The organism is Pseudomonas sp. Pdm06 (assembly GCF_014851795.1).
Lineage (GTDB): Bacteria > Pseudomonadota > Gammaproteobacteria > Pseudomonadales > Pseudomonadaceae > Aquipseudomonas > Aquipseudomonas fluorescens_AA.
The window spans coordinates 34975-59350 of sequence record NZ_JACVAH010000021.1 but is presented as its reverse complement, the minus strand read 5'-3'; the positions used below and the strand labels follow the sequence as shown (position 1 = coordinate 59350).

The following is a 24376-nucleotide window of genomic DNA, read 5'->3' as shown; positions in this document are numbered from 1 at the left end:
TTTTTTGTGCGCGCCTCAAAAGAGCAAGTGACGGATCACTTCAACTCCACCATGGAGTACGCGTGTGATTCGACCGTCGCAGCATTCGCCCGCCTCCCCTGCTGGGTGAGCACAACGCCGTTGGCATTTTCGACCAGGATGTCGCTGCGCATGCGCGCCATGAATCCGCGAGCTCGCATGGACACCGGGTCAGTGTTGTTCTTCGCTCGCGCCAGGACGGGTATGTAAAAGCGTTCGACCTGGCTGCCGGACGTCTTGAATACCGACGTGACACCCGTGCGCAGATCCAGTGACACGCCATAGTTATTGCCCAGGCAGGAAGAATACGACCAGTGATCCCAGGTCGGTCGCAACCCGTGCTTCCTCATCACCTGCCTGACCGGCTCGCCGATGTCAGCCCCCGTCAACCAGTCCCCGCCGACCAGGGTGGCACGAACATCCTTGGCCGATCCCCCCAGGCGCCGCATCACATCCCGGACACTTCGCTCGATCAGCGCGCGGATGTTGTGATCGAAATGAATGACCGCCCCGACCCGGGTGGTCGGGTTGTACAACGAAGCGATCACGCACGTCTGTGCATTGAGCGAGAACAGGTAGTTGTCCGCCGCCTCGCTGAACCTCGCCACCACGGCCTCGCCCTGCAACGCGCCCCGGGTCACGTCCGGGAAGACATGCCCGGGGAACGCCTCGCGCAAATCGCCTATGCGCCCCAGGTTGCGCACCTCATCATTGCCCCCGCTCAACCCGACTTTGTTATGGGCCCACTTGCCATTCGCCATCCTGCGGATGGGCAATTTGTAAATCGCGCCGGGACGCCGGGCATCCACCAGGCACAGGCCGCCAAAGTAAGGGTCCCTCTTCACCTGGTAGTACCTGCCCCCGCTCGCGATGTAGTAAGTGCTCCGCGGTTGCGAAGCGCTGGGCGGGCTGCGATAGGTGCCGAAAAAAATCCCCTCTTCCGTCACCAACTGCAGATTCCCTGGTGTTTTGCCGACCGCCTGCTGCGGCTTGAGGCGAATGGCCGGGGCCAGCGGCCCGGACTCTTTGGCGACCACCGATGGCGCACGTCTCAAGCGTTGCGCAGACAATGACAAGGGCTTCACGGCGTGCTGCAAGTGTCTGGCCGCGTGCCCCAGTGCCGTGGCCATGCTGGCGGCGCCGAGCGTGGCGAACAGCGTTCCCCAGGTCGCGATCAACCAGTGACCGAGCGCTTCTTCCGTGTCACCTCGCACATGCCCCTGGATGGCCTGCCTGGCGCTGACGGCAATCAAGCCAATGTCCAGCAACAAGGCAAAGGGCGGATAAACCATGCACACCGGAACAGCCGCGAAGATCAGGCCTTGGAATACTTGGTTGCGGATCATTTCGGCACGACTGGTGGTGATGTCCTCCACATCGGTGACAGCGCGCTCGATGCCGGCATCGAACTCGGCACGGGTATCAATCAGCCGATTGAGTTCACGCAATGTGTCGACACGAGTGGTCCCGGCCGCCAGCGCCATCAGTGTCCGCCCTACGGCGGCACGGGCGGCGAGTGCGACCCGCTCCAGTACGTAATCATGCAGTTGCGCCGCGATGCTCCCGGAAAACGCCAGGTACGGGCGAAACAGGATGCCGTCCGGCGCGTCGGGTGTGTACAACCAGTAAGAGGCCTTCGGATCGAAGTAGGTGAACACGTAGACGCCCAACACCACATGGCCGGCGACGGTCAGCTTGATCACGCCTTCACGCGTCACGGCGACACCGGGGTACGTGGCGCTGTTTGCAGGTCGCCCATCGCTCAATAGCGTCACTTGCCGGGTGAGCCACTGGAACGCTTCGGCGCTCAACAGCGACTTGCCGTAGGCCACACGCAGGTCGCGGTCCATCCTGGCCAACAGCATGTAGCAGTAAGCCTCGCGGCGCTTTGCATACTCGGGCACCGTGGCGTCGAGGAATCCAGCACGGATGTGCCTGGCATATCGCTCACCCAAGTAGGCCACGCGAATATAGGACGCCAGATCGGCACTGCGAACCTGCGCCAAATCCTGCCCGACAGAAGAACGCACGCCCTTGGCGGGGTCGTCGATGTCGGCGTTGCGCTCGTATCCGTAGATGGCCAGGTCCAGCAGGCTGGTGGTTTTTTTCTCGGCGACCAGCCCCGGACTGTAGTCGATGAAGACCGTGGCCGGATCGACCGCCTCAAGCACCCCCTTGCTGCGCATGTAGGGTGCGATCATGTCGGCGAAGGTACGCTTGGCGAAGTCCATGAACACTTCATAGCCCACGAACTGCTCATCGAATACTTGCTGCTGAACCAAAAACTCCTGGCTCAAGCCGCTGATGTTGCGCCGGGACTCGAGCGGCAACGCCGAGTACCAGCGAGGCGACTCATTCAGCTCCACGTGTGCCAGGTTATTGGCCAGGCCGGTCGAAACAGCATTCTGCAGACAGGTCCTGAAACTTGCCTGCGTGCCCCTGAGGTCTTGTTCCAGATCCCAGGAAACCGGTTTTTCCACCACGCGGGCAAAGTACGCCCGGGCCTGTCCACGATCAGTCGGCGAGAGTTGCTGCAACAGGTATTCGCGACCAGCCTCGTGTTGGGTCCAGGCCCCGACTTCGCCGCTCAGGGCCCGCAGCGAGGGCAATTCGATCCATTCCTGGCCATCGGGTTTACCGGGAGCAAACAGCAGCAGGCCACTGACAACACCACCCGCATCTTCACGATAAAACACCAGGAGATCGGCACACTTCAGGCCATGGGGAAGCACCAGGCTGGCGACACGCAACCCGCCGGCGACTGGCGTCGCGATGTCGCTTTCCCAGAGGGCTGCGAGGTGGTCATGGCTGGTCACCGACAACTGGCCGGCACAACGGGCGACAAACGCACTGTGCTGCAACCGCGCTACAAACCAATCGAGCAGGGCGTCCTTCAGGTCCCCACCTTCATAGCGTTCGGCCAATGCTGGCAAGTACCCGGCAGGCGCGTCGACGTTGGCCAACAACTGCGCAACGAAGGCCGGTGAAAGAGGCTGGTTACGGAGCATACCGCCGTTCTCCACCAGGAACACCGACACCGCGTCCGGCCGGACCGGGCCTGCCGCCACCAGCTCACTCAGGCTGTAGGTGCGTACGGGCTGACCAACGACCGTTCGCCACTGCAACTGCACACGAATACTGTCCGGCTCGACCTCCATGTCCAACTCATGCCTGGCATAGTCCCTGGCCAATTGCCGAGCGAAGGCCCGCAGCGAGCCCAGGCCATCGACCCGCTCATCCACCAGCGCCTGCGCCAGCGCGGCCTGGCTCTCGAAAGCCCGCAACAATTCACGATCTGGAGGGCTCAGCCCCCGCAGCCAATGCGGCAATTGCAATCGCGCCAGCGCGCCAAGGTCCCGGCGCTCGGCCGTGGTTGCCAACGCGGTCAAGCGACTCGTCCGACGCCAGGCGTCCTGGAGTGCTTCGATCTGCTCTCGCAACTCATCGACACCCAGGCCAACCAGACGGTCAGGCCGAAACAGCTCGTCGACCGCGACCCTGTGCCCATCCAGTTTTTGCCTGACCACGTCTTCGAGGGAGGCATCGTGCGCCGGCATTCGCCAATGCCGCCGCAGATAGTCCTTGTAGTGATCGACGAACCTTGAGGCCACGCCCTCCACCGCCTGGACAACGAACGCCCGGCGCTCGGCCGCAAAACCCAAGTCTGGCCCGTCTGGCCAACGGTAGGGCGCGTCTTGCTCCTCGTCATACACCACAGGCGCCTGGTCGATCATGCGCTGCAGCACGGTATCGAGCAGCGTGCCCAGGAAGTGTGGATCGATGTTGCCTTGGTAATGGTAGGTGCGCAGTTCGACGAGCAAGTATTCTTCCAGCACCTCCAGCAGGCTCATCTGGGTATGCAGTCGCGCCTCGATCGCCTCCTGCCAACGTGTCAGTTTCTCCAGGGTCGCCTGTGCGGTCGCCACCGGCGGGGAATCGACCGACCCCGTGCGCTCCATGTTGCCTTGCCGTCCGGCAATGATGTCCATACACAATCCTCCCTGCTGTGTGGACCGGCACCTTATCCGCCCTGCGACATGCCCATGGCATACATATATATATCGAAACACCGCCCCGACGACGCGAGACTCGCTTATCCACTTTGGCGGCGACCTGGCGTACACTGCGCGCCTTTGCAGCCCTGCGCTGCCCCCCCTGTGGATTTTTTCAAAGGTGCCCGCCATGCCTTGGCTGCAAGTACGCCTGGCCATCAGCCCGGAACAAGCCGAAACCTACGAAGACGCGTTTCTTGAAGTAGGCGCTGTATCGGTAACCTTCATGGACGCCGAAGACCAGCCGATCTTCGAGCCGGAGCTCAATACCACCCCGCTGTGGTCCCACACCCACCTGCTGGCCCTGTTCGAAGGCGGCACCGAGGCGGCCAGCGTGCTGGCCCACCTCGAATTGCTGACCGGCAGCCCGCTGCCCGAGCATCACAGTGAAGTGATCGAGGATCAGGATTGGGAACGCAGCTGGATGGACAACTTCCAGCCGATGCGTTTCGGCCAGCGCCTGTGGATCGTCCCGAGCTGGCATGCCGCGCCAGAGCCGGACGCGGTCAACCTGCTGCTGGACCCGGGCCTGGCGTTCGGCACCGGCACCCACCCGACCACCGCGCTGTGCCTGGAATGGCTCGACGGCCAGGACCTGAAGGGCTGCAACGTACTGGACTTTGGCTGCGGCTCGGGGATCCTGGCGATTGCCGCGCTCCTGCTGGGCGCCCGGGAAGCGGTCGGCACCGACATCGACGTCCAGGCCCTGGAAGCCTCCCGCGACAACGCCGGGCGCAACAACATCGCCGAAGCCCTGTTCCCGCTGTATTTGCCCCAGGACTTGCCACAAGTCCAGGCCGATGTGCTGGTGGCCAACATCCTGGCCGGCCCGCTGGTATCCTTGGCGCCGCAACTGTCGAGCCTGGTCAAGCCGGGCGGACGCCTGGCGCTGTCGGGCATCCTCGCCGAACAAGGTGAAGAAGTCGCCGCCGCTTATGCCGCGGACTTTGACCTGGACCCGATCGCCAATCGCGATGGTTGGGTGCGCATCACCGGACGTCGGCGCTAGAATGAGCGCCTGTATCCACCGGATTGCCGCATGACTGACAGCTTCGTCACCCAGTGCCCGCATTGCCACACCCGTTTTCGCGTCAGCCATGCTCAATTGAGCGTGGCCCGCGGGGTGGTTCGTTGCGGCTCGTGCCTGCAGGTGTTCAATGCCGCACAACAGTTGCTGGAACAACGCACAGCCAAGCAAGCGGTGCCTGCCGTAGCGCCACCCGCCAAGCCGGCCGCCGAAGCCCCGCCCCGGGCGATCAGCCAGAAACAGTGGAGCGCCGCCGAGCTGGATCTGGATGACCTGGACAAGGAACTGGCGCGCCTGGAGCGCCGCGACAATCGCGCCCCGGGCAATGCCGGCCGGCGCCGGGAAGACAACCTGAGCGCGCAACGCGATTCGCTCTCCAGCGAACAGCAAACCTGGCCCGACAGCTTGTACAGCGAAACCTCGAGCGAGCGCGTCGAAACCGTCCTCGATACCCCCTTCGAACCGTTCGAACCCCACGAACCGGCGCGACCACCGCGTACCGAGCCGTCCCTGTCCCTGGCCCTCGAACCACTGGAACCGGACGACGAGCCGGCCGCACCGCTCCACCTCGCGCCGGACGACGAGCCCGACGAACACCTCGAGCGCCTGTCCGCCACCGATGACCACGACGATGAGCCCGAGCGACCGCTGCCACTGCGCAAGTCACGGGAACGCCAGGAGCCGGGGATACGCGCCGAAGCCCTCCACGACCTCGACGACGACCCGCTGCAACTGGACTGGCGCAAACGCCGCTCGCCCTGGGGTCGACGCTTGTTGTGGGCCCTGCTGATCCTGCTCGCCGCCGCAGCCCTGGGTGGCCAGTACATCGCCTACCATTTCGAAGAACTGGCCCGCCAGGACCAGTACCGGCCGTGGTTCCTGCAAATCTGCCCGACCATCGGTTGCGACGTACCGTCCAAGGTCGACATCGCCAAGATCAAAAGCAGCAACCTGGTGGTGCGCAGCCATCCGGAGTTCAGCGGCGCCCTGGTGGTGGACGCGATCATCTACAACCGTGCGCCCTTTTCCCAACCTTTTCCGTTGCTGGAGCTGCGCTTTGCCGACCTCAACGGGCACCTGATCGCCAGCCGTCGCTTCAAGCCCGGGGAGTACCTGGGCGGCGATCTCGAGGGCCGCGGCGAAATGCCGCCGCAAACGCCCATCCACATCGCGCTGGATATCCTGGATCCGGGCCCCAAGGCGGTGAACTACAGTTTGAGCTTTCATTCCCCCGAATGAAACCGGCCAGGGTCGGCCAATTGACGGCAGCTTTCTGACTGACCCCACCCAGACCAAACCGCTGGCGATAACAAAATAGCTGTTCAGATTTTATCCAATTCGATCTTTATCCAGTCATCGAGAGCGGGTATCATGCCAACCCTTTTTCGAAGTCTCATGATCCGGCCCCACTTCAGGGAAGTCCTATGTCGGCGGTACGCATCGGCCCATATACATTGCAGAACGGCCTGGTTCTCGCCCCGATGGCGGGCGTCACCGACCAGCCCTTTCGTCAGTTGTGCAAACGCTTGGGCGCAGGACTGGTGGTGTCGGAAATGGTCACCAGCGACATGAGTTTGTGGAACACCCGCAAATCGCGTCTGCGCATGATCCACGAAGGCGATCCCGAGCCCCGCTCGGTACAGATCGCCGGTGGCGACGCCCAGATGCTGGCGGAGGCGGCCCGGGCGAATGTCGAGCTGGGGGCGCAGATCATCGACATCAACATGGGTTGCCCGGCGAAAAAGGTCTGCAACAAGGCCGCAGGCTCGGCACTGTTGAAAGATGAAGCGCTGGTCACCGAGATCCTGCAGGCCGTAGTGGCCGCGGTCGATGTGCCGGTGACCCTGAAGATCCGCACCGGGTGGGACCGGGAGAACAAGAATGGCCTGGTGGTGGCGAAGATCGCCGAACAGGCGGGCATCACGGCGTTGGCGGTCCATGGCCGCACCCGGGCCGACCTGTACACCGGCGAAGCCGAGTACGACACCATCGCCGCGATCAAGCAGGCGGTGTCGATTCCGGTCTTTGCCAACGGCGACATCGATTCGCCCGAGAAGGCCCGGTACGTGCTGGACGCGACCGGTGCCGATGGCCTGTTGATCGGCCGGGCCGCCCAAGGGCGGCCATGGATTTTTCGTGAGATCGAACACTACCTGCGCACTGGCGAAAAGCTGGCGGCGCCGCAGTTGTCCGAGGTGGAACGTATTCTGCTAGAGCATCTGGCCGCGCTACATGCCTTCTACGGAGAAGTCATGGGCGTACGCATCGCTCGCAAGCATGTGGGCTGGTATCTCGCAACCCTGCCGGGCGCCAGGGAGTTTCGCGCCCGTTTCAATCGTTTGGATGGTACGCAAGCACAATGCGCCGACGTTCAGGCGTTCTTCGCTGAGCGTTACAAGAGCCTGACAGGGGACGAAGGGGTGGCCGCATGACGATGATGACCGAGACTTTAGTGAGTGGAACAGCACCCGTGAGCGACAACGTGAATTTGAAACAGCACCTCAATACGCCCAGCGAAGAAGGTCAGACCCTTCGCGGGAGTGTCGAGAAGGCGCTGCACAATTATTTCGCCCACCTTGAGGGCGCTGCCGTCACGGATGTGTACAACCTGGTGCTTTCCGAAGTCGAGGCACCGCTGCTCGAAAGCGTGATGAACTACGTCAAGGGCAACCAGACCAAGGCCAGCGAGCTGCTGGGCCTGAACCGCGGCACCCTGCGCAAGAAACTCAAGCAGTACGATCTGCTGTAAGCATTCAATCAAACCAGAAAGGCGCCCGCATAAAAAACGGTCGCCTTTTTTGCTGACTTCCCTTGCTTTTGATGGAAATTGAAATGACCAACCAGACCACCCGCCTGCCGATCCGCCGCGCCTTGATCAGCGTCTCCGACAAGACCGGGATCCTCGAATTCGCCCGCGAGCTGCAACAGCTGGGCGTCGAGATTCTCTCCACCGGCGGGACCTTCAAGCTGCTGCAGGACAACGGTGTCGCCGCAGTGGAAGTCGCGGACTACACCGGTTTTGCGGAAATGATGGACGGTCGGGTCAAGACCCTGCACCCGAAAATCCACGGTGGGATCCTGGGCCGTCGCGGCATCGACGACGCCATCATGAACGAACACGGCATCAAGCCGATCGACCTGGTGGCGGTCAACCTCTACCCGTTCGAAGCCACCATCAACAAGCCTGGCTGCGACCTGCCGACCGCCATCGAGAACATCGATATCGGCGGCCCGACCATGGTCCGCTCGGCGGCCAAGAACCATAAGGACGTGGCCATCGTGGTCAACGCCAGCGACTACGCCAGCGTGCTGGAGAACCTCAAGGCCGGTGGCCTGACCTACGCCCAGCGTTTCGACCTGATGCTCAAGGCCTTCGAACACACCGCCGCCTACGACGGCATGATCGCCAACTACATGGGCACCGTGAACCAGGCCGCCGAAACCCTGTCGACCGAAGGCCGCAGCGAATTCCCGCGCACCTTCAACACCCAGTTCGTCAAGGCCCAGGAAATGCGCTACGGCGAGAACCCGCACCAGAGCGCGGCGTTCTACGTGGAAGCCAAGCCGGCCGAAGTCGGCATTGCCACCGCCACCCAACTGCAAGGCAAGGAACTGTCGTTCAACAACGTGGCCGACACTGACGCCGCCCTGGAATGCGTGAAGAGCTTCGTCAAGCCAGCCTGCGTGATCGTCAAGCACGCCAACCCGTGCGGCGTGGCCGTGAGCCCGGACGCCGAGGGCGGCATCCGCCAGGCCTACGAACTGGCCTACGCCACCGACACCGAGTCGGCCTTCGGCGGCATCATCGCCTTCAACCGTGAACTGGACGCCGAGACCGCCAAGGCCATCGTCGAGCGCCAGTTCGTCGAAGTGATCATCGCCCCTTCCGTCAGTGAAGAAGCCCGCGCCATCGTTGCCGCCAAGGCCAACGTGCGCCTGCTGGCCTGCGGCCAGTGGTCGGCCGATCGTGCACCGGCCTGGGACTACAAGCGCGTCAATGGCGGCCTGCTGGTCCAGAGCCGCGACATCGGCATGATCGGCAGCGAAGACCTGAAAGTGGTGACCCAACGCGCCCCGAGCGAGCAGGAAATCAACGACCTGATCTTCGCCTGGAAAGTCGCCAAGTACGTCAAGTCCAACGCCATCGTCTACGCCAAGAACCGCCAGACCATCGGTGTCGGCGCCGGCCAGATGAGCCGCGTGAACTCGGCCCGCATCGCCGCCATCAAAGCTGAACACGCTGGCTTGCAGGTACAGGGCGCGGTCATGGCCTCCGATGCGTTCTTCCCGTTCCGCGACGGCATCGACAACGCGGCCAAGGTCGGCATCACCGCCGTAATCCAGCCGGGTGGCTCGATGCGTGACGCTGAAGTGATCGCCGCTGCCGACGAAGCCGGCATCGCCATGGTATTCACCGGCATGCGCCACTTCCGTCACTAACATGACAACGGCCGCACTGAAGCCGGCATCTGCTGCGTTGGAGCCGACCTCGATGATGCTCATTGCCAAAAGGCAACTCCGCTCATCGAGGCCGACTCCGCCTTGCATCTACCGGCTTCATTGCGACCTCCTACGGCGTGAAACGCTTTAGGCTCCAAAACAGAATCAGCGTCATCCGAGGTTTTTGAAATGAATGTTTTGATCATTGGCAGCGGTGGCCGCGAACACGCCCTGGCCTGGAAAGTGGCCCAGGATCCCCGTGTGCAGAAGGTTTTCGTGGCCCCGGGCAATGCCGGCACCGCCATCGAAGCCAAGTGCGAAAACGTCGCCATCGACGTGCTGGCCCTGGAGCAACTGGCCGACTTCGCCGAGAAGAACGTCTCGCTGACCATCGTCGGCCCCGAAGTGCCGCTGGTCGCCGGCGTGGTCGACCTGTTCCGCTCCCGTGGCCTGGACTGCTTCGGCCCGACCGCTGGCGCCGCGCAGCTGGAAGGCTCGAAAGCGTTCACCAAGGATTTCCTGGCGCGCCACAAGATCCCGACCGCCGACTACCAGAACTTCACCGAAATCGAGCCGGCCCTGGCGTACCTGCGCGAGAAAGGCGCACCGATCGTGATCAAGGCCGACGGCCTGGCCGCCGGTAAAGGCGTGATCGTTGCCATGACCCTGGCCGAAGCCGAAGACGCCGTGCGCGACATGCTCGCTGGCAATGCCTTCGGTGACGCCGGTTCCCGCGTGGTGATCGAAGAGTTCCTCGACGGCGAGGAAGCCAGCTTCATCGTCATGGTCGATGGCAAGAACGTGCTGCCGATGGCCACCAGCCAGGACCACAAGCGTGTCGGCGATGGCGACAGCGGCCCGAATACCGGCGGCATGGGCGCCTACTCCCCTGCCCCGGTGGTGACCGCCCAGGTGCACCAGCGCGTCATGGACCAGGTGATCTGGCCGACCGTGCGCGGCATGGCCGATGAAGGCAACGTCTACACCGGCTTCCTCTACGCGGGCCTGATGATCGACAAGGCTGGTAACCCAAAAGTCATCGAATTCAACTGCCGTTTCGGCGATCCTGAGACCCAGCCGGTCATGCTGCGCCTGCAATCGAGCCTGGTCCTGCTGGTCGAGGCCGCGCTGGCCCAGGCCCTGGACAAGGTCGAAGCCCAATGGGACCCGCGCCCAAGCGTCGGTGTCGTATTGGCGGCCGGCGGTTACCCGGGCGACTACGCCAAAGGTAGCGCAATCCAGGGCCTGGACGCCGCGGCCCGGCTGGAAGGCAAAGTCTTCCATGCAGGCACTGCGTTGAAGGATGGGCAAGTGGTCACCGCCGGCGGTCGTGTGCTTTGCGCCACCGCCATGGGCGCCAGTGTGGACGACGCTCAGCAGCAGGCCTACAAGCTTGCCGCCGAGATCGACTGGGAAGGTTGTTTCTACCGCAAGGACATTGGCTACCGCGCCATTGCCCGTGAGCGTGGCGAAAATCTGGAATAACCCGGCCATTCAGCCAGGCAGGGGTCTGCGGCCCTTGCCTGACTGTTCCGGCGCCGCGCATAGTTATAATCTGGCATCAACCTACGAAGGGATTTCGCCGTGCGCTGGCTCAGGATTGCCATAGGCTTTACCGTCACCCTGCTGACGCTGCTCTGCATGCTCCCGGCCCAGGCCGCGCCAGGCAGTGGCTGGGCGGTATTGCTCGATGAACAGGGCGACCTGACGCTGAGCGACATCCGCTCCGCTCGCTACACCAATCAATTCAGCCCCATCGACCTGGACCGCCTCCAGGCCGCCGAGCCCGGCGGTGCATTGTGGCTGCGCTTCCGCCTGGCCCCGGACAGGCACGAACAAATCCTGCGCATCTTCGCCCCCGACCTGTCACGCCTGAACCTCTATGTGCTGGACGGCGACGCCCTGGTCGAGCAACAGGTCAGCGGCAATGCCACGCCGCATACGGAACCGGCGATGCCCAGCAGCGACTTCATGTTGCCGCTGCCACGCAGCGATAAATCATTGGACGTCTACCTGCGACTGGCCTCGCGTCACGAACTGCGCCCCTACGTCACGTTGCAATCGGCCGTCGTGGCGGCGGCCGATCAGAACCAGACGCTGATCTATGGGCTGCTGTTCGGCTGCATCGCCATGCTGATCCTGCACAACCTCACCCGCTACGCCTACACCCGTTCCCGCAGTTGCCTGTGGCTGGCCGCCTGTGAAGGGCTGCTGATGCTCAGCCTGGTGCTGTTGCTGAACCTGGCCGGCCCCTGGCTGCCCGACTGGCCGGCGGTGCAGACGCCCGGGGCTTACCTGGCGTTGCTGCTGACGGCGCCCTGCGGCCTGATGTTCGCCTACCGCTTCTTCGCGCCCCTGGGGCCGCACCCGTTGAACCGGTTGCTGCTGGGGGACATTGTGTTCGTCATGCTGTGCAGCCTGCTGCTGTTGTTCGTCAACACGCTGCCACTCAATATCATGACCTACGCCCTGGTGGCCCTGGCCGGCCTGAGCATGCTGTTCGTCAGCGCCTGGCACTGGCAAAAGGGCTACCGCCCGGCCCGGCTGTTCGTCGCGGCCATGGTGGTCTTCAACCTGGGCACGCTGATCATTCTCCCGGCGCTGCAAGGGCTCACGGAAGTCCCTCCCCAGGGCTTGATCATCACCCTGCTGATCTTCATCTGCATCAGCGGCCTGTTGATGAGTGTCGCCCTGGGCGAGCGCCAGCGCTCGATCAACGAAAGCCGCTTCAGCATCAGCCGCGACCTGGCGGCGAGCAATGCCGAGATCAATGCCAAGGCCGAGTTCCTGGCCAAGATCAGCCATGAGATCCGCACCCCGATGAACGGCGTGCTGGGCATGACCGAGCTGCTGCTGGGCACGCCACTGTCGGTCAAGCAACGCGACTACGTGCAGACGATCCACAGCGCCGGCAATGAACTGCTGACCCTGATCAACGAGATCCTCGACATTTCCCGGCTCGAATCCGGGCAGATCGAACTGGACGACGTGCAGTTCGACCTCAATGCGCTGATCGAGGATTGCCTGAGCATCTTCCGCGCCAAGGCCGAACAGCAGAATGTCGAGCTGATCAGCTTCATCCAGCCCCAGGTGCCCCGGGTGATCAGCGGCGACCCGACGCGGCTGCGCCAGGCGCTGCTGAGCCTGCTGGAAAACGCCCTGAAGAAGACCGACGAGGGCGAAGTGCTGATCGTCGTCGCCCTCGACGAGCGCAGCCATCAACCGCGCCTGCGCATCGCCGTGCAGGACAGCGGGACGCCGATGGACGCTGAAGAGCGCGACACGCTGATGCACGCCGAGCTGCACAGCAAGAACTTCCTCTCGGCCACGCGCCTGGGCGGCAACCTGGGGCTGGTCATCGCCCGCCAGCTGATCATCCTGATGCACGGGGAATTCGGCATCAAAAGCGGCAGCAACCAGGGCAGTACCCTGTGGCTGACCTTGCCCCTGGACCCGGATCGCCTCGAACACCCGACTTCCGACCTTGATGGCCCGCTGCAAGGGGCACGGGTATTGATCGTCGACGACAACGACACCTGCCGCAAAGTGCTGGTGCAGCAGTGCAGCGCCTGGGGCCTGAACGTCAGTGCGGTGCCTTCGGGCAAGGAAGCCCTGGCGCTGCTGCGCACCAAGGCGCACCTGCGGGATTACTTCGACGTGGTGCTGCTGGACCAGAACATGCCGGGCATGACCGGCATGCAACTGGCGGCCAAGATCAAGGAAGACCCGAGCCTGAACCACGACATCCTGTTGATCATGCTCACCGGTATCAGCAATGCGCCGAGCAAGATCGTGGCGCGCAACAGCGGGGTCAAGCGCATCCTCGCCAAACCGGTGGCCGGCTATACCCTCAAGACCACCCTGGCGGACGAGCTGAACCAGCGCAACCGGGGCCAGGCTACGAACGTGCAGGTGAACGCCGGTCCTCCCACCCCGGTGAAGGTGCCGAGCGATTTCCGCATCCTGGTGGCCGAGGACAACAGCATTTCCACCAAGGTCATCCGCGGCATGCTCGGCAAGCTCAACCTGCAACCCGACACCGCCAGCAACGGCGAGGAAGCCCTCAAGGCCATGAAGGAGCAGCGCTACGACCTGGTCCTGATGGACTGCGAAATGCCGATCCTCGACGGGTTTTCCGCCACCCAGCAGCTACGAGCCTGGGAAATGGGTAACCAGCGCACCCGCACGCCGGTGGTGGCGCTCACCGCGCACATCCTGGCCGAACACAAGGAGCGCGCGCGTCAGGCCGGGATGGACGGGCACATGGCCAAGCCGGTGGAACTGTCGCAACTGCGCGAGTTGATCGAGCACTGGGTGGCCCAGCGCGACCAGCAGAACAAGGCCGTGCATACGCCCTGAACCCGCGAAGAGCATTCGGCGACTCCCCGTAGCGTCGTTCAGATTTCCAGCTCATGCAGGTGACGAGTCGTTTCGGCGATCACCGCGGCCGCGACTTTTTGCCTGAACGTTGCGTAATGCAGTGTGCTGAATGTCACGACGGCCATTTCCTCCACGCTGCTTTCCACCACTTGCTCCATTGGCCAGAACAGAAATCCCGAGACCGTCCTGCGGGTGCGGAACTGCTTGTGATACAACGCGATTTCCACTTTCCCGCGGGATTTGGCCGCGCAGGGGATCACCTGGAAGAATCCCGTATTGCGCTGTAGGCTCGTTCGTTCAAACAGCTCGAGCGCAGCAGGGCTTCGTCCAAGCGTTGCTATCGCCTGGCTGGCCTGCCGCGAATAGCCTGCGCCAAAGGAACGGGCGATCTGCTGCGAAACGCTATCGGCCATCAATCCTTGCCCGGCCTGCCCCGCACTGACAGGACGCGCCGAGTCCCACCCCAGGTACCTGAGCTTGTTCTTGTAATAGTCGAACCAGTTACCGACCAGACCGTCCTTGTACGCCGAACGGGTTGCCAACTGCGCGTACAAGTTGCTCAGGTAGATATCCTCGCGATCTTGGAGGGACAAACCCTCGTCGAAGGACACGATACTCCCGCCCACCACCGCTGCCCTCGATGCCTCATCCAGGCGCAACCGCTGCCCGTCGGCCGATCGAAACCCTTGATCCGTCATAACGCCCCCGCTTCCGGTTGCGCTTGCTCGACCGCATCGGAAATATCGATGATGTTCCTGGCGGCCTTATCCCCCAGCTTGTGGGCAATCGCATCACGGAAGGGCGCATAGAGCGCCTGGGACAAATTCGCCTTGAAGCAACGCAATTGAATATTGCCCACCACGGGATCGGTGGAGAAGAGTTGTCCAAGAGGGTTGGACGTCACGTGCTCGGGCTCAAACTCCAGGCAGACGCTACTCAATACAGGCCCCTGTTGGGCCAGGATGACTTGCAGCCTGATTCTGTCGGGTGCTTTATGGGGCGCCTCGGACGAATCCGGGCTTTTCGGCCGATGGGCATGTTCACGCAGCAATTCAATTGCGGGCAACGTGCTGGACAACTGGGCGACGCGCTTCAATACATCAGTTACCTGCGCAATCAAAGTTCGCTCAACATATTCTCCCAGCCGCTCTTCGACACATTCCATCAGGTTGGTTTTCGATGAGGCAGCGAGTGTAAAGTTGTCCCAACTCACGGCCTTTTGCATCCAGCCATTATTCAGTACTTCCCGGTACGCTGAGTACCAGTCACTGGACCGGGCAAGAGCGGGGTATTTTTTACTGGCTACCAGCTGGGCAAACAATATCGAATTCAATATATCGAGCCGGTCCTGCCCAATCAGGTCAGTGGGCAGCAGAACAACAGCACCGGCATCAATAAAAATCGAACAATGATCTTTCATGACAATTACCTTAGTCCATTAACGGATGGCGACTACCTCGGTAGTCGCCAGGAGATCAATCAATCAGATCTCGTACTCGTCGATTTTTTGTTTCGCGCGTTCACCCAGCTTTGCAACAATCATCTCTCGAGTTGCACTGATAATTGTCGGCACCATGGTCATATGACATTCACCGCGATACAAGTCTACCGAACTGCTATCCCAATCCACGAACAGGACCTTGGTCTGGTTCGTCCGCTTGATGAAACGCACGGCACCCAATGCCATGAGGATTTCACCGTGCGGGGTTTCGTGACAGGACGCCACACCAAAGCCCCCGGTGCCGGACTCCTGGATATTCTGGTCAAAGAGCCGCAGCGACTTGTCATTGGTTTGCAATGCGGCGATCGCATCACCGGCCACTTTAAGCATCAGCAACGAAGTCGGACCAGGAACGGCAGCCGCCGCCACCGCCGAACCGAGGATTTTCAACACCAGTTGATCCATCTTGAAACTCTTGCCGGACGCGGCAACCTTATCGTGGTAATGCCGCAGAATGGTCCAGCCACAACTCTGCATGACGTCAAGGAAGGTTTTATACCATTCCTCGCCTTCGTCATCCCGTGGATACTTCTTACTGGCAACCAGCGATGCAAATAGATAGGAATGCTGGATATCCGCTTGATTTTGCGCCGTCATACCTGAAACGAACGACATGATAGCGTCTCCAACAATCGAAGCGCGGTCCGGCTTTTCGATTTCGTTGTCAAACCCTGCCGTTTTATATCTGGCAATCCGAGGAGAAACAATTACATCGTCCGGCGATATATCGTAGCTATTCAGGCGTTCCAGTCGGTCCGCCAAGGTGATGACCGAATCAAATTTAGCATTCATTGAATATGTCCCTTATTTAATTAAAGCCCTCCATGGGCCCGAGCGCCATACTTACCTATCCACCTTAAGGGTAACAAGCACAGAACTGTAACCGCACTTAATCCCAGGACAACAACCAACAACTAACAGAAAAAACAAACCAAGGTTTCACTACATTAAAACCCTCAAAGACACCCCGGCGCCTGATAGACTCCACGTCAATTGTCATTCGTTGCGAGTTCCGACCATGCTCCACGTGCTGTTCAGCGTTTACCTGAAGATGCTGGTGCTCTACAGCCCTTTCTTCGTCCTGTCCTGCTTCATCGGCCTGACGCGCGGCTATTCCCGCAAGGAACAACGCCGCCTGGCCTGGAAAGTCGCGACGGCGACGCTGATCTCCAGCGTGTTGCTGTATTTGTTCGGGCGAGTGATTTTCAGCGTGTTCGGCATCACTGTGGATGCGTTCCGGATCGGTGCCGGCAGCGTGCTGTTCATTTCGGCCCTGGGCATGGCCCAGGGCAAGTCAGCCGTGCAGACCGACAACGTGCAGCAGGACGTGACCATCGTCCCGCTGACCATTCCGTTGACCGTCGGCCCCGGCACCATCGGCGCCTTGCTGGTAATGGGCGTGAGCCAGCCGCACTGGGACGACAAACTCATGGCCATCATCAGCATCGCCCTGGCAAGCTTCACCGTCGGCGTCGTGCTCTACCTGTCCAGCCGCATCGAGCGGATCCTCGGCGACCAGGGCCTGCAGATCGTCAGCCGCCTGATGGGGCTGTTTGTCTGCGCCTTGGCGGCGCAGATCATTTTTACCGGGGTGAAGGGCTACCTGGTGCCGTAAAAGAAAGACGGCTTATTCTGCGACCGGCGCTGTCGCCAGCAGCGCCTTCAGGGTTGCACTGCCAGTCGCCCCCAGGTCCCTTAACCGCGCCACGAACGTCGACACCGGGCGAGATTGCGCGGCGTTGAAGCCCAGGCATATTTCACCGCGCAAGGCCGGATCGGCGGAACACACATCACGCAAGATCAGGCAGCGTTCACTGTCCGGATCGACAATGACCAGGTGCGCCTGGACGATCTCGAACACGAGTTTTCCAGGCTCATCGAATGCCCAGATCAACGTGCTCGCCGTGACGGGTGTTTCATCCAAGGCATGGCGACAGTCGACAATGACCGACTCCAGCTTCAGCCATACCGGTTTCGTCAAATGGCAAGTCACCGCGCCCTGGCCCATACGCAGGACCAACCGGTTGACCTCATCGGGAATCAGCGGCAACAGATCGCGACCGACCTTCTCCCCTTCGACCACCAGCACCTGGGCGTTGCGCTGGACGTAATCGAACGGCCCGATACTGCGCTTGTCCGGATAGATCAGCACCCGCCCATCCTGGTGCGCGTGCAGCAGCACGTTCAGCGGTGCTTGAGTGCCCAGCAGGGTGAAGTCCCTGGGCAGGTTCTTGCCAGTGACCCGCAACAGCCGGGCACTTTGCACGTCATACCATTGCAGGCTTCCAGGCTCGGACTCCACCGAGACGAATTCGGCATGTTGCGCCGCGTCCAGCAATCGCTGCAGGGCTGCGACCAGGTGCTCGTCCTGGGCCCTCACCCAGGCGTGGTTGACCCCGGTGATGGTCGCCGCCTCCTGATGACGCAGCGCCAGCGACACACCTTCCACGCTGGTCCCGCGCAATCCGCTGCCTTCGGGCGTGACGTCGGCGAACCGCCAGCCCGTCCACTCGCGTCGATAAGCCGGCAGGCTGGCGCCCGGCAACAGTTGCGAGCCGGCGCCGAATGCTTGATCGAGCTGCTGCGGGTCGAAGAATGCCTGGCTCACGACTTCACCGCTCGACCGGTCGAACAGCCAGGCCGACTGATTGTCCGGCGTCACGCCGAGCAAGCGCACTTCTTTGTCGAGTCCCGGATCGCACAACAACAATCGGTGCGTCACGTACCAGGCACACAGGTTGCCGTCACCAGCGGCATTGCGCAGGCCGGCAATGGCGAAATCCTTGTCCGGGTAGCGCTTGGCCAATGGCTCCAGCGCCTGCCACCAGCGGGCACGGCCCTTGAGCCAGTGCTCACTCACACCGGCAAACTGCAACGCGCCTTGCGCGGCCAGGTTGAAAAACAGCCCATTGTCATCGAGCACCACGTAGCCCCTTTCAACAGCCAGGACCTGCTTGAGTCCGTCGGGCTGCACCCAGCGGTGCGTCCATTGCGCCTTGCCTTCCTTCACACTGCGTTGCAGCCGGCAGAGCGTTTGGTTGGGGGTGACTCGCTGGTAGATGAAGAACACATCGCTGTCATCGGCCATCGGCAAGAGCATCAGGCCGTCCAGGTGCTTGATCGAATCGTCCCAGCCACGGGCGTGATGCTTGGCCGGTTGTGCAAGGATCAGCTGTCGATCACTGCCGCGTACCCACGCCATGTCTCGGACGTCGGGGGCAATCGCCCAGCAGATCGAAACATACGGCGCCGGCTGCCAATCGACGGTGACAAGCCCATTGCTCGAAGGCCCGGAGGCCAGCCGCAGGAAGTTGCCGAGCAAGGACGACCATTCGGCCAGGGTATCGTTGGCCAACAGCAGCGCTTGCAGCTGCGGCACCGTGTCGTAGGTGACGGAACTCAACAGCAGTTGCCCGTCATGAATCAGGTAGCGGTACTGCCGGACGGTTTTCTTATCAACGACGTATTCCTGCACCACATGAATCACGCCCTGGGCATCCGCCGCAACGCTGCGAATGGTGCTTTGACCGTCCTGGATAAGTAGCAGGTAACAGCGCTTGAGCAGGCCCGTGGCGCAATCCGTTTGCCAGATCTGCAATTGCTCGGGGTCATGGAAATACGCGGAGCCCTCCAGGACCACCGACAACTGCGGCTCGCCGAGCACTTCCAGGTCGTCGCGGATGTAGAGGAAACGGTCTTCGTGGGCGTCATACCAGGCGGTGGTGTAGCGCGGTTGCCGGGGATCCTCGAACGGGATCAGGAAACGCTGGACCGGCGTATACGGCAGTGCCAATCGGTGCTCCCGCGCCAGGCCCTTGTAGTGGTCAAGCAGCGCCTGCTCGTCGAGCCCCTCGGGCGCCGTCTGCTCGACCAGGTCCAGTTGCTGTTTACCCTGGGTGACGCTGAACAACTGATCGGCCGTGCGGATCAGCACTTCCTGGCGACCGACCCGGGTCACATGGACGGTGCCGATGTACAGGTCGCCGGAAGGCTCGACCCGGATGTCACTGTCCTTGGCCCAGTTCGCCTGCAATACCCAGCGGCAATACGTCTGGTTCGGTGCGACCAGCCTGATGTCGGCCCCGGGGTTGAGCATCACCGTACAACGCCCGCCCGCGCCCCTGAGCCAATAGGCCAACTTTCCTTGCCAGGCATCCGGCAGGACGGGAACTACCAGTGTCCGCTCCAGCGCATCCAGGTTCACCCGGATAACCGTTTCGCCATACACCGGGTTCAGGCGATTGAGGATGTAGTCGGAAGGAAACGAATAGAACGAGAACAGAAACAGCCAGGTGCCGTCCGCTTGCTTTTTTTCCAGGCGCCGGGCCGTGTCGAAGCCGCGGTCATGACGCCAACGAGCGAAGGGCAGCGCCTTGTATTCATAACCGTACGTGGTGTGTGGCGTGCAGGGCAGCACGATGGGTTGGCCGGCGGGCGGCGCGAACCCGACTTGCCCGGGCAGCCCCAGCTCCCGGCGAATGTCGATGGCTCGCGCGTTATCGGGATCGAAGCCCGGCACACCAAAATGATCACGCAGCGGATACAGCTTCGGGCTGTCGAGCAGCACCGTTGCCTCGTTCAGATCGATGCTTTTGACCAGCAGCGAAGGCCGTGCCACCCACGCGGCCAGCGTGTGATCGTAGTGGTAGCCGTCGCCCCGGTAGGCCTGCTCCAGGTCGTCGAAAAACTGACCGACTTGCCGCGCCTCGCGGGCGATGGTGGCAAACCCCTGGGCCAGGGCGGCAACGCCGACGGCCAATCCGCCGAGAATCACCCCCGCACCGCCAAGTACCGCCGCCGCGGTCGATGCCCCGGCCAAACCCGCCCCGACACCGCCCGCCGTCAAGGCCAGGCTGGCAGAGTCGAAGGTCAGTTGGGTGCCGAATTGCGCGGTCTCGACGCCGGTTTGCGCGGTCTTCAACTGATAGATATCGAAGCCGACATTGGCCAGCCCCAGCACCGCGCCGACGCCCTCGTTGGCCGCATGCCCCAGCGCCTGGCCGACAATCGGCGCGCACGTGCGGGCGATGAGCCGTTCTTCCGCCAGCGCGGTGCGAGCCAACTGCACCAGGCCCGCCACGTCCACGACATTGCCGTGCACCAACTGTGCATAGTTGACGTAAGCGTGCAGGCGCACGGCGGTGGTCAACGTCCGGTCATCCCCTTCCCGACCGCGCAAGGCATTCATCAAGGCCTGGATGGTGAAACCGGCGTTGAGGGTATGGACACTGGCGGCCTCGGTCGGGTCCAGGACGTTCCCTGTCTGCGCGGGTCTGCGCGCCAGGGTCGAAAACTGTTCCGACAGCCAGTTCTTGATTCGCAACAGGCGCTGATCGTCGCTGAGCACCTGAACCGGCTGTTGCGGTTGTGCGGGATCGATCAGGCTCACCCGGTACTTGCCTTCGGGGGTGATTTCCAGCGTTTCGAACAAGGGCACCAGCGGCGTGGCCGAGTCATGCAAATCCTGCAAACCGACCGTTGCCTGGGCGATCTGCTGGCCCCACCAATGACTGTCCAGTTCCAGCAAACTGCTGCCCAGGTGCGAGTTGTCCACCAGGGATCTGCCGTGAGCATTGTTCAGGCGCTGGCGAATCGCAAGCGCCGGTTTTCCAGGCAACGGATCGGCCTTGAGCAGGTGCTCCACAGTGAAGCCGTCAGCCAGTTCCAGGGCGGCGATTTTTTTGCTGTGCAGGTCGATCAGATCGAATTCCGGTCGCGCGTCAGGACCATAAGCGGCGTAATAGCGGGCCATGCCCTCTGTTCGGAAAAACGTCTCCAGTGCCTGTTGCAGCGCTTCCGGCTGGTCGAACTTGCACAGGCCGAAGTTGGGGTCGAAAAAATGGTAGACGGCGCGTTCTCCACTGACGGTCTTGGCCACCAGCATCGAATGGTTGTCAGAATTGAGCATCAGCGTACGGGGGCCGATGTGCTTCTCGAGCCGGGCCCTGACCTGATCCAGGTTCGCCTGTCCCAGACGCGTCCCGACCTCCGTCATCGGTACGTCCCGCAGCGCTTCCAGGGTTTGCACAAAGGCCTGGGAATCGGCTTGCCCGGGTTCGAGCACCGCCAGGAAGAAACGCTCGCGCAAGTGCCCGGAGGACGCATCGCCCTGGGCAAGCGCTGCACTCATCACCAACGCCAAGGGATAGCAGCGCCCGCCAATCGCCTCGCCATCGCCGTTGAGCAGCAAATCCTGAGGGACCATTTGCACGCCGTTGCGGCCGAATCCGTCCAGCACCTGCGCGGAGCGTTCGACGACCTGGAGACGGTGCTCCAGGGTCGCCACTTTCTGGATCCGCGCGACATGGCGGCCCCACTGGAACAGCGTCCGCGCCTGTTTCAAGGCGGTTTTCTTCAGCTCCAGCGCGCTGTCGGACGGCAGCGGCGCATCCGCCGGATCGCTCACCAGGCCGTTCATGAACCCTGCCGCCCTGCGCTTGAACAGTTGCCGCTCGATGACCGCGTAACGGCCGGCCACCGCCTGTTCGGCGACGCTGTTGGCCAGGTTCTCAAGTTCACTGGTGGCGGCGTTGAAGCGCGGGTTATCCAAGCTGTCCAAACCGAGCAACACGCCCAGTGACAGCCTTTGCACAGGGCTGACCTCAATGACCCGCCGGGCACCGCTGGCGATCTCGCCCAGCACGTCGTCGATCCCCAGGCTTTGCATCTTTGCATCGCTCAGGAACACCGGAACCAGCGTATCGGGCGCCTGGCGCCGGATACGCTGGCGATCATCGAAACTCAGCGGCAGCGGCTTCTCGAAACGGATTTCACCGTCATGCCCCTGGCTCATCGCCTCGATGAACGGCTCACCAAGCCCCTCGACCAAGCGCTCCAGGACATCGGTCAGCAGCACGACTCGGCCTTCGATCAGCGGCCAGCCCTGTTGGAATTCAACGGTCGAATGCTTGAGCAACTGGGCGATGTCACCGCTGTAGCGCGTGCGGTACTGGCCTTTACGCCAGCGTGCCTGCTCGTTGGCCAGCCATTTTTCCGGTTGGTTGCCATGCTCTTTCCAGGAGTGATCCTGCTCCTCTTCGGTGGCGCCGTTAACCGTCAGGTGGGGAGCAATGCCCGCCTCCTCGCGCAAGGTCTTGGCAGCTGCCGCACTCAAGTGCGCGTTCGCGTAGTCGGCCATGCCGTCGCGCATGGCGCCAGGGCCCGTCAGATGGACGGTGCCTTCACTCTCGAAGCGGATGCCGTCGCCAAAGTGGGTGGCTACGCCCGATATCCGCGCGATCGCCCTGAGCACCTCGCCCATCGGCAGGCGGCTCAGCGATCCATGTCTTTTTTCGAAGACTTCCTCCACCAGCACCAACATACCGGCGACGTCACTCAATGCAACGCCGCGCTGGGCGGCCAGTTGAACCGATGCTTCAATCAACTCGTAGTTGGAGCGCAGGCGGTCGATCACGCTCTTGAGAATCTCGGCACCCGGATGAGCCATCAGAAAAGCATTGGTTAACGACAGCTCCATGCTCAAGGCCCGCAGCGCGAAAGGTCGGGCCAGCCGCTCCGCCGGCAGTTCGAAGACCTCGCTCAAGCTTGGCCCGCTCCGCGCGAACGCTTCCAGTGCCGACAGATGCTCGGCAGGAATATGCATACGATAACGGGAGGAGGCCTGGCGACCCGGCAGCCATTCGGGGTTCTCGTTCAGCAGCAATTGCAGGGTGCCCAGACGGGCATCATGGTCAAAACCGCTGATGTCGACGCCGCCCAGGGTGGCCGATAACGGCGGAAGGTGGTCGATATCGGCATACCTGCCGCCTTCGGCGAACAGGACTTCCGCGCGCACCACATCCGAGGCCGCCGCCATATTGCCGAGCAAGCGCATCTCCCGGTCATAGACCTCCTGCAACTGCAGCGAAACCGCACCAGCGGCAAGATCGCGCAACTTGAAGCCGTCCATGTCCAGGACACTGCGCCGGTTGCGTTCCAACTGTTGGCGCAGCACCTGCGCATCCTGACCGTAGGCACGGGTCAGTAAATCGATCCGGGCCTCATCGGCTGATCCGCCATTCACCACAGCGGCATTGATATGGGCCTGCATCTGTTGTTTCAGAACAAGGGCATGTTCGTTGTACAGGGCCCCCAACTCGACTTCAGTAATACGCTCATCTACGCCGTGTAAAAGAACATTGGCCTTGGCCGCCTCGACAATAAACCTATTGGTTTGCCAGGCCAGTAGTGCATCGCTGTCATACCAGAGATTCAGGGTATAACCCTGCCGGGCCAACACCTGCCGCCATACATTGAGATAATCGCGCTGAATGTCGCCAAGGCCGCCGCCGAGCCAGACGAAGTGCAACATCCTGGGCACTTCCGTGGGCAACTTTTTCATCTGCTCGGCACTGAACTGGAGGCGCGCTTCGTGCTGTTCGACTTTGTCGTATATCTGCGGCAGATCAATCCCGGCGCCGGCAGGGCTGGAGATATGCGTATCCTGGCTGCGCTTGACCCTGCGCTTGCCCAGCAGCTTGGCGAGCGTCTGTTTCAAGAGCCCCAAGGGCTCGAGCAACCGATGGGAATCCGGCATGCCGATACAGGCAAAGTAATAACGGATGACCGCGTCGTAGTGCTCATTGTTCTTGTGAGGCAACAGTGCCCGTTCGAGATCGGCCAGTTTGAAAAGGCTGATGAAGGCGAGCGCACTGTCGCCCGTCTTGATGTTCGCTTCCTGCATAAAAAAGACACTCCTTGACCTGTCTGGTTAAAAAACAGGCCTATGACAACGCCGCCGCCAGCACGTGTTCTGGCGACCTATTTATTCAATTTAATATCTTGCAACTTGGCGACACCTGAAACGTCTGCCAAACACTGACAAGCGCACACCGACAACTTATCAGGCAGGCAAACTAACGCTTAGAAACCAACAACTCAAACGGGAAGGCTTTCAATGCATTTCAACGAAGGGTCAAGACTGTAACTTGCGCTTTTATTTATATGAGAAACAAATAC

At 61.9% G+C, this 24376-nt stretch carries 13 protein-coding genes; 8 read left to right on the top strand and 5 right to left on the bottom strand.

Features of this window, described 5'->3' with window-relative positions; genetic code table 11:
- Positions 1–35 precede the first annotated feature (35 nt).
- The gene (locus tag IB266_RS27540; protein ID WP_192263655.1) at positions 36–4007 is read right to left on the bottom strand and encodes a dermonecrotic toxin domain-containing protein; all 3972 of its coding nucleotides are present in this window, start codon (positions 4005–4007) and stop codon (positions 36–38) included.
- A 193-nt stretch (positions 4008–4200) separates the two neighbouring features.
- Between IB266_RS27540 and prmA the strand changes: the two genes are divergently transcribed.
- From prmA to IB266_RS27505, 7 genes are all read left to right on the top strand, one after another.
- Complete coding sequence (gene prmA, locus IB266_RS27535; protein ID WP_013692161.1) at positions 4201–5079, top strand: 50S ribosomal protein L11 methyltransferase; 879 nt, start codon at positions 4201–4203, stop codon at positions 5077–5079.
- Between the two features lie 30 nt (positions 5080–5109).
- Complete coding sequence (locus IB266_RS27530) at positions 5110–6336, top strand: DUF3426 domain-containing protein (protein ID WP_192263652.1); 1227 nt, start codon at positions 5110–5112, stop codon at positions 6334–6336.
- A 185-nt stretch (positions 6337–6521) separates the two neighbouring features.
- On the top strand, positions 6522–7529 hold the full coding sequence (gene dusB, locus IB266_RS27525; protein WP_053181619.1) for a tRNA dihydrouridine synthase DusB: 1008 nt from the start codon (positions 6522–6524) through the stop codon (positions 7527–7529).
- Entirely contained in the window at positions 7526–7846 is a 321-nt protein-coding gene (fis, locus tag IB266_RS27520; RefSeq protein WP_007921650.1) for a DNA-binding transcriptional regulator Fis, read from the top strand. Before dusB ends, fis begins: the two co-directional genes overlap by 4 nt.
- Before the next feature lie 83 nt (positions 7847–7929).
- On the top strand, positions 7930–9537 hold the full coding sequence (gene purH / locus IB266_RS27515; RefSeq protein ID WP_192263649.1) for a bifunctional phosphoribosylaminoimidazolecarboxamide formyltransferase/IMP cyclohydrolase: 1608 nt from the start codon (positions 7930–7932) through the stop codon (positions 9535–9537).
- A 189-nt stretch (positions 9538–9726) separates the two neighbouring features.
- Entirely contained in the window at positions 9727–11022 is a 1296-nt protein-coding gene (gene purD, locus IB266_RS27510) for a phosphoribosylamine--glycine ligase (RefSeq protein WP_192263646.1), read from the top strand.
- A 99-nt stretch (positions 11023–11121) separates the two neighbouring features.
- Positions 11122–13896 carry a hybrid sensor histidine kinase/response regulator gene (locus IB266_RS27505; protein ID WP_192263643.1) on the top strand — a complete coding sequence of 925 codons (2775 nt, stop codon included), beginning with the start codon at positions 11122–11124 and terminating at the stop codon, positions 13894–13896.
- 38 nt (positions 13897–13934) lie between these two features.
- Here IB266_RS27505 and IB266_RS27500 read toward each other — a convergent pair whose 3' ends face one another.
- The 3 genes from IB266_RS27500 to IB266_RS27490 all read right to left on the bottom strand — a co-directional run bounded on the left by IB266_RS27500 (position 13935) and on the right by IB266_RS27490 (position 16210).
- Positions 13935–14615 (bottom strand): hypothetical protein, encoded by a 681-nt coding sequence (locus IB266_RS27500; protein WP_225613672.1) that lies wholly within the window; start codon positions 14613–14615, stop codon positions 13935–13937.
- Positions 14612–15337 (bottom strand): hypothetical protein, encoded by a 726-nt coding sequence (locus tag IB266_RS27495; protein WP_192263640.1) that lies wholly within the window; start codon positions 15335–15337, stop codon positions 14612–14614. Before IB266_RS27495 ends, IB266_RS27500 begins: the two co-directional genes overlap by 4 nt.
- A gap of 63 nt (positions 15338–15400) precedes the next feature.
- The gene (locus IB266_RS27490; RefSeq protein ID WP_192263638.1) at positions 15401–16210 is read right to left on the bottom strand and encodes a hypothetical protein; all 810 of its coding nucleotides are present in this window, start codon (positions 16208–16210) and stop codon (positions 15401–15403) included.
- Between the two features lie 226 nt (positions 16211–16436).
- Here IB266_RS27490 and IB266_RS27485 point away from each other — a divergent pair, with 226 nt between their 5' ends.
- Positions 16437–17033 (top strand): MarC family protein, encoded by a 597-nt coding sequence (locus IB266_RS27485; RefSeq protein WP_060739358.1) that lies wholly within the window; start codon positions 16437–16439, stop codon positions 17031–17033.
- A gap of 12 nt (positions 17034–17045) precedes the next feature.
- Here IB266_RS27485 and IB266_RS27480 read toward each other — a convergent pair whose 3' ends face one another.
- Positions 17046–24101: a TcdA/TcdB pore-forming domain-containing protein gene (locus IB266_RS27480; protein WP_192263635.1), complete on the bottom strand. Its 7056-nt coding sequence runs from the start codon at positions 24099–24101 to the stop codon at positions 17046–17048.
- Positions 24102–24376 lie beyond the last annotated feature (275 nt).